The organism is Lysinibacillus telephonicus (assembly GCF_003966145.1).
GTDB classification, from domain to species: Bacteria; Bacillota; Bacilli; order Bacillales_A; family Planococcaceae; genus Ureibacillus; species Ureibacillus telephonicus.
In genome coordinates, this window is the sequence record NZ_RXNR01000010.1 from 1 (window position 1) to 11,963 (window position 11,963).

Genomic DNA, 11,963 nt, shown 5'->3' on the forward strand with positions numbered 1-11,963 from the left:
AAGCTCTAAATTACACTGGCATCATATTTGATGTCCAAAATTTTGTTTCGTTCACTGACGAGGGTCAGCTACTAAAAACTTTATTTCATTAACGTTTTGTTGTTCAGTTTTCAAGGTTCATGTTTGGAGCGGGTGATGAGAATCGAACTCACGACATCAGCTTGGAAGGCTGAGGTTTTACCATTAAACTACACCCGCATATTTAAATTATATGGCGCGCCCGGCAGGAGTCGAACCCACAACCTTCTGATCCGTAGTCAGACGCTCTATCCAATTGAGCTACGGGCGCGTATTTCAGGAAATGTATTGCTGCTTGGTGCGGCCGAGAGGACTTGAACCTCCACGGGGTTGCCCCCACTAGGCCCTCAACCTAGCGCGTCTGCCATTCCGCCACGACCGCGTTCAATGAAGACTCTATTAATTATACACCATCTCAACGTTTTGTCAAGAAAAACTGGTGAGCCATGAAGGACTTGAACCTTCGACCCTCTGATTAAAAGTCAGATGCTCTACCACTGAGCTAATGGCTCTTGAAGAAAATGGCTGGGGTACCAGGATTCGAACCTGGGCATGACGGAATCAAAATCCGTTGCCTTACCGCTTGGCTATACCCCAAAGTGGCGGTCCCGACCGGGATCGAACCGGCGATCTCCTGCGTGACAGGCAGGCATGTTAACCGCTACACCACGGGACCTTAATTATTATCAAATTATATAAGTGGTGACCCGTACGGGATTCGAACCCGTGTTACCGCCGTGAAAGGGCGGTGTCTTAACCACTTGACCAACGGGCCATGGCTCCGAAGGTAGGACTCGAACCTACGACCAACCGGTTAACAGCCGGTTGCTCTACCACTGAGCTACTTCGGAATGTTCTCGACTCATCTTGTCGACTTTTACTATTATAGAGACACATTTCATTAATGTCAACACTTTACTCAATATTTTTTAATAAATTATTTAGACCTTTATTAAACCCTTTATTTATGGGCTTTTCAAAACTTTATTAGTTAACAGCTTTTATAGAATGTGCAGTATTAATATAATTCATCCAACTATTTTTTAGTAAGTATTTTATTAATATCAATGCATTTCTATGTTTAATCTCAAATTTTATTATGTGAACCTTGTTATTTATAATACACGGAATGTTTTTTATCAAGAGAAATTTTAACACTACGGTAATCTATCTTCTACTATTACTTGAACATCCTCCATTAACTTACCTCTTTTTTATAATTCTCACACATTCATGGTTCTTATTGATCTATATCAAACTAAGTCATTAGTTTTTATATTTATGTATTTATTTTATTTTCTTTAAACCGCCATGGCATTTACCACATCGATACTTTGCTACGTTCATGATTCTTTTTCTTGGGTATTGTTGGTGACATTGAACACACTCATAAATGTGGAATTTTGTATTTTTCTTTTTATTCTCTTCAATAGTAGAACAAAATCGTGGTGCACCTACTTTTTTTAATAGTGCACGGAAATCAGCATCTCTATGTTTATAGCCCATACCTCGAATATGCAGGTGATAGTGGCATAATTCATGTAAAATTATCCCGCGCAGCTCTTCCAAACCAAATAGTTCATAAGACTTTTTGTTAAACTCGATATTATGACTGCGCAGTAAATAACGCCCCCCAGTAGTTCGCAGTCTATTATTAAAATATGCCTTATGTAAAAATGGTTGATTGAAATAATTTAATGAAATTTCTTCTACTAGGACTTGAAGTTCATTATCCGTCATTCTACTCCCTCCTCTCTCCAATACAACAACAAATGTATCATAAAAACCCCGCAATTGTTAAATAAGCCAACAATTACGGGGAAGTTAAATCGTCTAATGTTATTCTTTGCTAGTCAACTTGATTTTCAGGCGGAATCATCGTTAAAGATATTCGACCTTTTTCAACTTCAACTTTATCGACCCAAATAGTAACAATATCGCCCAAAGAAACAACTTCTAAAGGATGCTTAACACGTCGCTTTTGCAATTTTGAAATGTGCACTAAGCCATCCTGCTTAACTCCAATATCAACAAAGGCGCCAAAGTCTACAACATTTCGAACTGTTCCTTGCAACTCCATCCCCACTTTTAAATCTTCCATTTTTAAAACATCTGTTTTTAACAATGGCTGCGGAAATGCATCACGTGGATCTCGAGTAGGCTTCATTAACGTATCGACTATATCTTTAACCGTTACCTCTCCAACCTCTAATCTTCTGCTCAACTCCACTATATCCACATCTGCTAAAGCCTCTTCACATTTTTTTGATCCAACATCTTTTTTAGTAAGACCAACAGCAGCTAAAATATCTTCTGCTAATTTATAACTTTCAGGATGTATTCCTGTAGCATCAAGTGGGTTTTTAGCCTCTGGAATACGCAAAAATCCAATTGCTTGCTCGTATGTTTTCGCACCTAATCGTGGAATTTTCTTTAGTTGTGATCGAGATGTAAATTTCCCTGCTTCACTACGAACATTCACAATATTTTCAGCAACTGTTTTCGATAAGCCAGAAACGTATTGCAGCAAGGAAGCAGAAGCTGTATTGACATCAACTCCTACTTGGTTAACAGCTGTTTCGACAATAAACGTCAATGATTCAGCTAGTTTCTTTTGTGAAACGTCGTGTTGATATTGCCCTACTCCAACTGCTTTTGGCTCAATCTTCACTAGCTCAGATAATGGATCCTGCAAACGTCTTGCAATTGAAACTGCACTTCGTTGTTCAACTTGCAAGTCAGGAAATTCATTGCGAGCTATTTCAGATGCAGAATAAACTGAAGCGCCTGCTTCATTTACAATAACATAGGCAATATCTTGCTCTACTTCTTTTAATACATCTGCGATAAATTGCTCCGTTTCGCGGGATGCAGTACCATTTCCAATTGCAATAATACTAATTGGATATTTATTTAATAATGATTTTACAACCGCTTTTGATTTTTCTACATCTGGTTTTGGTGGATGTGGATAAATTGCTGTTACTTCTAACATTTTTCCCGTTTCATCAACTACTGCCAACTTACAGCCTGTCCGATATGCTGGGTCTACCCCTAATACCATTTTACCGCGCATCGGAGGTTGTAATAAAAGACTTCGCAAGTTTTCTGAGAAGATATGAATCGCTTGAGCTTCAGCCTTTTCAGTTAATTCATTGCGAAGTTCCCGTTCAATTGATGGCTGTATTAAGCGTTTATAGGCATCTTCAATCGCTTCTTTTACATGTGATACTGAAGGTGAAAATGAATTTAACGGCAACCACTCTTTTTCCATCAATTGCAGTACTTGATCTATTGGAACAAGTATAGATACCTTTAATATTTCTTCCTTTTCGCCACGATTAATGGCAAGTGTTCTATGAGGAACAATATATTTTACAGGTTCTTCATATTCATAATACATTTCAAATACTTTCTTTTCATCTTTATCTGCATCTTTTACGGCCGTTACGATACGCCCTTCTTTCCGTGAAAGCCTTCTCAATTTATCTCGTACTGCCGCATCATCTGCAAATCGCTCAGCTATAATATCTTTTGCCCCTGCCATTGCTTCTTCAGCAGTAGTTACACCTTGTTCCTCATTAATAAAACGAACAGCAATCTCAGCAATATCCTCTTTACTAAACTTCATTAACTCATCCGCTAATGGTTCAAGTCCTCGTTCTTTAGCTATTGTAGCTTTCGTACGACGCTTTTGTTTATACGGGCGATATAAATCTTCTACACGTTGTAAAACTGTTGCACTTTGAATTGCTTCAGATAATTCTTCTGTTAACTTACCTTGTTCTTCAATTAATCTAATAACTTCTTCTTTTCGCTGTTCCAGTTGCTGTATGTAATGATAGCGATCTTCAATTGATTTAATTTGGACTTCATCTAATGAGCCTGTTGCTTCTTTTCGATAACGGGCTATAAAGGGCACTGTATTGCCATCTTCCAATAATTTTATTACCGCTTCTGCTTGAGACGGTTTTACTTTAGTATCTGTGGCAATAATTTGTAACATTTTCTTAGCGTCCATCATTCCACTGCCTTTCACATTTATATCAATATTACGCATTAGCTAACCAGCATCCGGATTTCGGACTCAGAATGATACTGGTCAGTTAACTGTTGTCGCATGAATGCGATGAACTTCAGTTAGGTTCCTTTTCCAACTTCTCTAGGAAATCTTATGACTCATCGGAGACCTTATGTTCATTCATCTCCTGCCTCTTTAGGTGGGAGATGAATGAACATAAGGTTATTTTAACATTTGCTTACTAGTTTCTCCTATTGTTGTTCATTATAAAATACAAAACGTAAAAGCTGCTTTCATACTTGCATTAAGAAATTTCGAATTTCCTGTCCAGCCAATACAACTCATTTTTTGTTGTTCTCCAGCTTCCTTGTTGCTGCATCATAAACCAAAAAATAAGCCTACCCTAAAAAATTTCTAGAGTAGGCTTGTTTAATCGATTAATTTCAAATTTACTTTTATATTTTTCATCAAGGGAATTTGCCGCTACACTCCACCACTTGCCATAATGACCTCTTGCAGTTTTTTAATTGCCTTTCGTTGTAATCGAGAGACATGCATTTGAGATATACCGAGAATATCCCCTACTTCTTTTTGACTTAATTGCTCTAAGAAGGTCATTTTAATTATTTCTTTTTCCCGTTCAGATAAAATACCCATTGCTTCTGAAACAACTATTTTTAGATTTGTTTTTTCAAATCCTTCATCTTCTTTGCCGATTATTTCAATTAACTTTACTTTTCCACCATCTAAATCACCTTTAATAGAGTGATCCATTGAAAGCGCTTGATAACTTCTGCCTATCTCCATTGCTTCTAATATATCCTCTTCCCCTACCTCCAAGTAACTAGCAATTTCCGGAATAGATGGGGAGCGTTGTAGTTTGACTGTTAAATCCTCTACGGCAGCTTTTATTCTTGGACCAAGTTCTTTTATCCGACGAGGGACGTGAACATCCCACGTTTTGTCACGTAAGAAACGTTTGATTTCACCAACAATTGTTGGAACAGCGAATGCTTCAAAATTTCTTCCAAATGACGCATCAAAACGTCGAATCGCCCCTAATAACCCAAGCATACCTACTTGTACAATATCTTCATAATGGGATTTACCATAAGAATACTTTTTTGCAATTGATTCAACTAAATTTGTATAATGCAAAACGAGATTTGTTAGAGCAACATCATCTTCATATTGTTGATATTGCTCAAGCCACATTAAAACTTTTTCTGTGGATGCATCTTTATGTGGTGATTCTTTCGACATTCTCATTCACCTGCTCTCTCGTGACATATTTTGTCATGAAAACAGTTACTCCACCCTCGTTATTAACTCTCACCTCATCCATCAAAGATTCCATTAGGTATAACCCTAGTCCACCTTCACGCAGCAGTGCTATGTTCTCATCTTCACGGTACGGTCCAATATTTGATTTAATCTCTTCAAAGGTAAAGCTATTACCATAGTCGGAAACCATTATTTCAATTTTATGATTATATAGGGCGCTGCTGATAACAATTTCACCCTCTTCATTGTCGCTATATGCGTGTTGGACAACATTTGTAACGGCTTCACTAACAGCAATTTTCAAATCTTCTATTTGATCATACGAAAATCCAATTCTAGTTGCTATCCCTGAGATTGTTAGTCTTATAACACTAACATATTGTGGTTTTGAAGGAATTCTAATTTCAATGTAGTCAAATGCTTTCATTGCCTAGTCTCCCTTCTTGATCGTTTCAATATCCATTAGTTCACTAAGACCTGTAATTTCAAATAATCTCGTTAATCTTCCTGATAAGTTCACTAACTTTAAATTGGCATTTTCTCTCATCACTTTTTTATAAAAGGCGACAAATACTCCAAGCCCTGTACTATCCATAAAACTTACATTCAATAAATCCAATTCAATAAACAATCCTTCTGAAATGCAAATTGAGTTTAACTCATCACGCAATGTGGGTGCAGTGAAAGTGTCAATCTCTCCTTCAATAAACCCCAGCAGCAAATCTCCTTCTTCCCGAAATTGCACGTTTACATTCATTCAGGACACCTCCATTTATACCTACTTTTCCCTTCCCTTAACTTAAAATATTTAAACCTATTTATTTTTTATTTTTTTATAATTACAATAGTAAAATCATCATCTAAATTGAAGTCTTGTAATCTTTCTAAGTCTTTATATATTTCTTCGCACATCTGTTGGGCACTTAATCGACTATATGAAACGGCAAGCTGCTTAATATAGCCTCTTGAGTCAAATTCCTCTAGTTTTCGAAAATCCGTAACTCCATCTGTCATCAGAACAAGAAAATCATCTTTTTCTAATTTAACGTCATGTTGAATATACTTAAATTCCGGTAAAATCCCCAGCAACAGACCTTTAGATTCTAAATCGTAAAAGATATTTTCTTTTGCTCTATAGTAAAGTGCAGGTTCATGCCCTGCTGAAGCCCATGTAAATATATCGTTATTTAAGTTGTAACGCCCATAAAAAAGCGACACAAACATACTGTCATCTACACTTTTTTCAATAATTTTATTTAATACTTCTAAAACATAGGAAGGATTGCTATTTGCATACCCTAGTGTGTCTAACCCGTACTTCACCATAGACATGCAAAGTGCAGCGGGTACACCTTTTCCTACAACATCTGTAACCGCTACACCTAAATAATTTTCATCATCATGCAAAAAATGAACATAGTCACCATTCATTTTCCTTTTAGGGATAGATACCATTCCTATGTCAAGAAGCTCTGGAGTAGGAATTGTCGTCTCTAATAATAAATTCTGAATTTTTGCTGCTATGTCCATTTCAATGCGCATTTCTTCTTGTTTCAGAAGCAAGAACTGATGTTCCTTAACTTTTAAACCGAAGTGTACCATTAATTCAATTAAAAAATCATAAGCATGAGAAATAGATTCTGGTAAATCTTCATAAATCTCTTCAATAGCCTGTTTGTGAATACCGATTACATCTTCTGGCGTTACATTTTTTTGTATTAACTGTTTAATTAAATTTTGGCCGATATATAAATTACTTTCATTTTGATTTAATATGTAATCCAGTAAAATCTTTTTATACTGAGCTTTTAGCTGTTTCAAAATGTTCACACCCTACCTTAGCCATTTTTCAATTCGAACAATTGTCCCCATCCCTATCTCAGATTGAATTTCGATTAAATCCACAAGTCTTTTTACAGCATGTAATCCAGCTCCATTATTAGCAGCAGGTGAATAATCCAACACTTTACCTACATCTTTAATTCCAGGTCCTTTATCAATAGCGATAATAGCGATTCCTTTTTCGCTGTTTCCATTTTTTGTTATCCTTTTAATAATGATTTTCCCAACACTTGCATATAAAAATATATTTTTTGCTAGTTCACTAATTGCGGTTGCAATTCTTGCTTGATCAACTTTATTAAACCCGATAGCTTTCGCTTCATTACGACCAAGTTGACGTGCAGCTACAATATCTAATTCTGTAACAATTTGAACCGTCGTCTCGTCTAACATGACTGCACCCCCGTCAAAATAACGAAAATATTGGAAAACTATTTCTTATTTTTTATTATACTAGTAAATTATGTAATGAAATTTGTTATTTCTAATATATATTATTGTTTACAATTACATCAATTACATAGTTGATAATAAAGATAATATTTTTATAATAGTGACCAATAATATTTTAGAGAAATAGAAAAAAGCACCTTCTTAAAAGTCATAAATACTTTTAAGAAGGTGCTTTTACTTTTATGTATTTAAAATTTCATTAACCCCAAGCTTATTTCAAGCGCAACGTCAACTTTCTCCATAAGCTCTTCATCTAACTGCGTAATGCGGTCTGTTAATCTAGATTTATCTATTGTACGCAATTGTTCAAGCAAAATTACCGAATTCCGTTCAAAGCCATATTTTTTAGCATCAATTTCGACATGAGTCGGTAATTTTGCTTTTTGAATTTGCGCTGTAATTGCAGCGATGATTACAGTCGGACTAAAGCGATTTCCTATATCATTTTGAATGATTAATACGGGCCTAGTACCGCCTTGCTCAGATCCAACAACTGGTGAAAGATCTGCAAAAAAAACGTCCCCTCGTTTCACAATCAAAAATGTCATCCCCCGCTTACGAGACGCTCTACCGTATGCTCCGCTTCATATTCTGCATGCAGACATTCGCTACTAATTGACAGATTTATTTGCGACATTTCTACATAGCCTTTCATTAAAGCTTCCCGTATTTGATTTGGTTGCTTGTGCGTTGACAATCTTCGAGACGAAATATAAACAAAACTCTCTTTGTCTCCAGATTTTTGCTCAAGTGTAAGATTAAATTCATTTAACATTTCTTGAGGAAAAGTAAGATTTACTTCCTTTTCTTCTTCAACTTTTTTCGCGTACAAAACAAGCACCTCCACAAAAACCGTACCATTCTCATTTCTGTTCTCATTCTATCATCGAAAAGATGAGTTGAAAAGAAAAGAATTAAAAAATCTATCAATCCTTGTAGTTATATCGGTTTTTGTTGGAGATTTTGTCGTATTTTATTGTTTTGTGTTGTAGATTCTAGGCACCCTTGAGGTAATAATACAAGGAACTTCATAGTTTATCGTATCTACTTTTGATGCCCATTCGTCGATTGTTATTTCTTCCTCTTTTTGTTTACCAATTAAAGTTACTTTTTCACCTATATTATATGCTGTTGGCAACAATATCATACATTGATCCATACAAATTCGACCAACAATAGGGACACGAATGCCATCTAACAGTACATGTTGTCCACTATATTTTCGTATTAGGCCGTCAGCGTAGCCGATTGGAATCGTCCCTATATATGACGGTTCTGTTGCTGTAAATGTTGCACCATAACCAATAGACTGACCAGCCTGAATTTGCTTAACTTCGATCAATTCTGTTTCTAATGAGAAAGCTGTTTGCAATGGAAACGGTAATTTTGTTTTAACATAGGCAGAAGGTGCAAGACCATACATTGAAATACCGAAACGTACTGCATCAAATTGAAGATGTTTATCTTTCATTAGCATTGTAGCAGTATTAGCAGCATGAACTATTCTTGGTTTTGCTGGTAAAGCGCTAATAAACTGTTCAAACATATTCGCTTGCTTATTAAAGTACGATTCATCTTCTTCATCTGCAGTTGCAAAATGAGTAAATACACCATCAACTATCAAATTAGAAGATGAATTAATCGTATTATATAGATGCAATAAGTCTTCTATTTTAGTTACACCAATTCTACCCATGCCAGTATCAATTTTAATATGTAGTTTTAATGGTTTAGTTAAAGTTTTTAATGACTGAACATTCTGAACCCATTCGGTAGAAAAGACCGTCAATGTTATATTTTCATTTGCTGCATATGGAGCAAATAAAACTGGGGCATATCCTAAAATTAAAATATCAATATTAGGGAAATGCTTGCGGACATGGAGCGCTTCATCGGGTGTTGCGACAGCCAACATCGATGCACCTGCTTCAATTGCTGCGTGCGCCACCTCTATATCTCCATGACCGTAAGCATTTGCTTTAACCACTGCCATTATTTGAACATTAGGTTTAAGATATTCCTTTAAATGGCGTACATTATTTTGAATTGCTTGTAAATCAATAATTGCTTTTGTTGGACGGAAGTGTTGTATGTTTTGCATAGTATATATACCCTCTTTTACAATTTATAAACTACTAATTTTGGGATTTTTTATATATTTTAACTTCTAATCACCTTCCATCCAACACTTTTTTATTTTAAACTACTTGCTGTAACAGAAGCCGCAACTTCCATCATCTCATCTTTTGTTAAATCATTTGATGCGATAAAGAATGATACTCCATCACGTTCCCAGCTAATTGAATTATCTGTAATTGCTCCAATTGTAAAGCCTAAATCTGCTGGATCTCCTGGTGCAAATACAGGGACTGTTGAGTTTTCCTCATAGACAACTGGCTGTTGAACAAGTGTAAACGCTTTTTCACCTTCAAAAGTTAATATAACTCGTTCTACCCCATCTTCACTAATTGTTTTTTCATCTTTTAATTTTGTAGTATCCCAATTTAGCACAGGATAGTATGTTTGGAAATCTTTACTTTCTATATCGGCACTAGCTGTACTTTTTTCTTCTTCATCATTGAATTTTTCAACAGCATATTCACTTTCTTTATGTTTCATACCTAAATCTATATTTTTAAATTCAATTAACATTTGTTCTTCTTCTGTTTCATTTAATACTGATACTGTTGTTGGCAACATTGTTTTCTTATTTACTGTAATTTTTTGCTTAGGCATAATACTCTTATGATTGTTTCTAGTTGCTGCTGTAAAGATATAATTCTCCTCATCTTCTTCCATTTGCACATTGTTATCAGCAAGCAAATCTTCAGCTAATGCACCTATTAGGTAGGCTTGGCTATTTTGTTTTGGCCATTCACTCTGGAACTTATACGTTTTTCTTAGAGAAGGTGTAACTACAAATACTCCTTCTTTATTTCGTATAATCATTTGAGTTACATCTTCGCCTTGTTGTGAAACTTTTACTCGATAAAAGTCTGGTTCAGTATACCACACGTTTACATCATAAACTCTTGGTTCAGTGCCTGTTTTGATTTCCATTGTGGCATCTAGTTCATATCCTTTTACGTCATTCCATTTGTTATTTAGATCTTTTAAAACTTCCTCCGGTGAATCCTCCCCACAAGCCGCAAGCATTAGCACACTTAACAACATGACAATAAAAGCGATTAATTTGTGTCTCAAAACTCCATCCTTTCTTCTACTTTCAGCTCCGATACGTCAAATATATGAGTGGTTGGACAACTTTATGCTATCTCTTTTGGACAACATTACAAATTATTATCTGTTATATGTATCATTGAACTAAGATAACTTGAGCTGCTGCATATTCTTTAGTATGTGTAATGCTAACATGTCCACTCACTAATTCCCCGTCAAAATACAGAGTTGGTTTCCCTAAATCATCTTTTAATACTTCAATTTGATAAAACTCACAGCCTTTACCAATTCCAGTACCATTTGCTTTAGAATACGCCTCTTTCGCAGCAAACCTCCCCGCTAGAAATTCAACTTTCCTTTTTTCTGATAGTTGATAAAATATATTCAATTCACGCTCAGATAATATTCGTTGTTGAAATTTTTCTGAGCGTTTTATCGCTTTTTCTATCCGGTCTATCTCAACAATATCTAAACCGATTCCTTTTATCATTTTATACGTTCTCCTTTCTTTATTATTTAAATACAATGTATAATGATTTATATAAGAGGTGGATATATGTTTATTCGTAAAGAAAGTTTTAAACAATTTATAAAGTTCTATCCAGTTGTATCTTTTATAATTGGGCTCAATTTGATTGTTTATATTTTAACGATACTGCCTGTCCTTGGTGACTTTTTCTTTTACTCAGGGATGAGTGTTAACTACTTAATCGGTGAAGGACAATGGTGGCGTGTTGTTACTTCTATTTTTATTCACAGCGGCTTTCTTCATGTTTTATTTAATATGTTTTCATTATTTTTATTCGGCCCAGAACTTGAGAAGATTGCTGGCAAAGCCCGATTCTTAACAATTTACCTATTAGCCGGAATTTTTGGAAACGTTGCTACATATGTAGTACAGGACGGTGGATATGCTAGTGTTGGTGCAAGTGGTGCGATTTTTGGCATTTTCGGTGCATTCGTCGGGCTTGTCTACTATACACGAAAAACAATGCCGCAGCTCAAACAAATCATTATGCCTTTAGTCATTATAAGTGTGATTATTACGTTTTTATCCCCTAATGTAAATATGGCTAGCCATTTAGGTGGATTAGTAACAGGCTTCTTGCTTGGGCTATCTTATTTTTCTCCAAAGAATATTATACGCTGGAGAAAAAGATAAAAT

At 35.5% G+C, this 11,963-nt stretch carries 13 protein-coding genes and 8 tRNA genes; 1 reads left to right on the forward strand and 20 read right to left on the reverse strand.

From position 1 onward, the window contains the following. Positions 1 to 124: 124 nt before the first annotated feature. The 20 genes from EKG35_RS04815 to acpS form a co-directional block, all read right to left on the reverse strand. A tRNA-Gly gene (locus tag EKG35_RS04815) sits at positions 125 to 198 on the reverse strand. A gap of 14 nt (positions 199 to 212) precedes the next feature. Continuing rightward, positions 213 to 289, reverse strand: a tRNA-Arg gene (locus tag EKG35_RS04820). A 25-nt stretch (positions 290 to 314) separates the two neighbouring features. Beyond that, positions 315 to 400, reverse strand: a tRNA-Leu gene (locus EKG35_RS04825). 55 nt (positions 401 to 455) lie between these two features. Then, a tRNA-Lys gene (locus tag EKG35_RS04830) sits at positions 456 to 530 on the reverse strand. Between the two features lie 10 nt (positions 531 to 540). Beyond that, positions 541 to 615: transfer RNA gene (locus EKG35_RS04835), tRNA-Gln, on the reverse strand. Between the two features lie 3 nt (positions 616 to 618). Further along, a tRNA-Asp gene (locus EKG35_RS04840) sits at positions 619 to 694 on the reverse strand. Between the two features lie 24 nt (positions 695 to 718). After that, positions 719 to 793, reverse strand: a tRNA-Glu gene (locus tag EKG35_RS04845). Position 794: 1 nt separating this feature from the next. Then, positions 795 to 869, reverse strand: a tRNA-Asn gene (locus tag EKG35_RS04850). A 436-nt stretch (positions 870 to 1,305) separates the two neighbouring features. Further along, positions 1,306 to 1,758 carry a SprT family protein gene (locus EKG35_RS04855; RefSeq protein WP_126293285.1) on the reverse strand — a complete coding sequence of 151 codons (453 nt, stop codon included), beginning with the start codon at positions 1,756 to 1,758 and terminating at the stop codon, positions 1,306 to 1,308. Positions 1,759 to 1,867: 109 nt separating this feature from the next. Continuing rightward, positions 1,868 to 4,039 (reverse strand): Tex family protein, encoded by a 2,172-nt coding sequence (locus EKG35_RS04860; protein WP_126293406.1) that lies wholly within the window; start codon positions 4,037 to 4,039, stop codon positions 1,868 to 1,870. A gap of 483 nt (positions 4,040 to 4,522) precedes the next feature. Then, positions 4,523 to 5,302, reverse strand: a complete 780-nt coding sequence (sigB, locus tag EKG35_RS04865; RefSeq protein WP_126293287.1) for an RNA polymerase sigma factor SigB — start codon at positions 5,300 to 5,302, stop codon at positions 4,523 to 4,525. Further along, positions 5,280 to 5,750, reverse strand: a complete 471-nt coding sequence (gene rsbW, locus EKG35_RS04870) for an anti-sigma B factor RsbW (protein WP_126293289.1) — start codon at positions 5,748 to 5,750, stop codon at positions 5,280 to 5,282. The genes sigB and rsbW overlap by 23 nt, the downstream gene beginning before the upstream one ends. A gap of 3 nt (positions 5,751 to 5,753) precedes the next feature. Continuing rightward, positions 5,754 to 6,080 carry an STAS domain-containing protein gene (locus EKG35_RS04875; RefSeq protein ID WP_126293291.1) on the reverse strand — a complete coding sequence of 109 codons (327 nt, stop codon included), beginning with the start codon at positions 6,078 to 6,080 and terminating at the stop codon, positions 5,754 to 5,756. A gap of 68 nt (positions 6,081 to 6,148) precedes the next feature. Further along, complete coding sequence (locus EKG35_RS04880; RefSeq protein WP_126293292.1) at positions 6,149 to 7,144, reverse strand: PP2C family protein-serine/threonine phosphatase; 996 nt, start codon at positions 7,142 to 7,144, stop codon at positions 6,149 to 6,151. A 12-nt stretch (positions 7,145 to 7,156) separates the two neighbouring features. Then, positions 7,157 to 7,558 carry an ATP-binding protein gene (locus tag EKG35_RS04885; protein WP_126293294.1) on the reverse strand — a complete coding sequence of 134 codons (402 nt, stop codon included), beginning with the start codon at positions 7,556 to 7,558 and terminating at the stop codon, positions 7,157 to 7,159. Positions 7,559 to 7,806: 248 nt separating this feature from the next. Continuing rightward, on the reverse strand, positions 7,807 to 8,157 hold the full coding sequence (locus EKG35_RS04890) for a type II toxin-antitoxin system PemK/MazF family toxin (RefSeq protein WP_126293295.1): 351 nt from the start codon (positions 8,155 to 8,157) through the stop codon (positions 7,807 to 7,809). A 5-nt stretch (positions 8,158 to 8,162) separates the two neighbouring features. Continuing rightward, on the reverse strand, positions 8,163 to 8,393 hold the full coding sequence (locus EKG35_RS04895) for a transcriptional regulator (protein ID WP_246020198.1): 231 nt from the start codon (positions 8,391 to 8,393) through the stop codon (positions 8,163 to 8,165). Positions 8,394 to 8,591: 198 nt separating this feature from the next. Next, positions 8,592 to 9,719: an alanine racemase gene (alr, locus tag EKG35_RS04900; protein ID WP_126293298.1), complete on the reverse strand. Its 1,128-nt coding sequence runs from the start codon at positions 9,717 to 9,719 to the stop codon at positions 8,592 to 8,594. 92 nt (positions 9,720 to 9,811) lie between these two features. Next, positions 9,812 to 10,792, reverse strand: a complete 981-nt coding sequence (locus tag EKG35_RS04905) for a LolA family protein (RefSeq protein ID WP_246020184.1) — start codon at positions 10,790 to 10,792, stop codon at positions 9,812 to 9,814. A 142-nt stretch (positions 10,793 to 10,934) separates the two neighbouring features. Next, positions 10,935 to 11,288: a holo-ACP synthase gene (acpS, locus tag EKG35_RS04910; RefSeq protein ID WP_126293302.1), complete on the reverse strand. Its 354-nt coding sequence runs from the start codon at positions 11,286 to 11,288 to the stop codon at positions 10,935 to 10,937. A 66-nt stretch (positions 11,289 to 11,354) separates the two neighbouring features. Here acpS and EKG35_RS04915 point away from each other — a divergent pair, with 66 nt between their 5' ends. Continuing rightward, positions 11,355 to 11,960: a rhomboid family intramembrane serine protease gene (locus tag EKG35_RS04915; protein ID WP_126293303.1), complete on the forward strand. Its 606-nt coding sequence runs from the start codon at positions 11,355 to 11,357 to the stop codon at positions 11,958 to 11,960. The last annotated feature ends 3 nt before the right edge of the window (positions 11,961 to 11,963 follow it).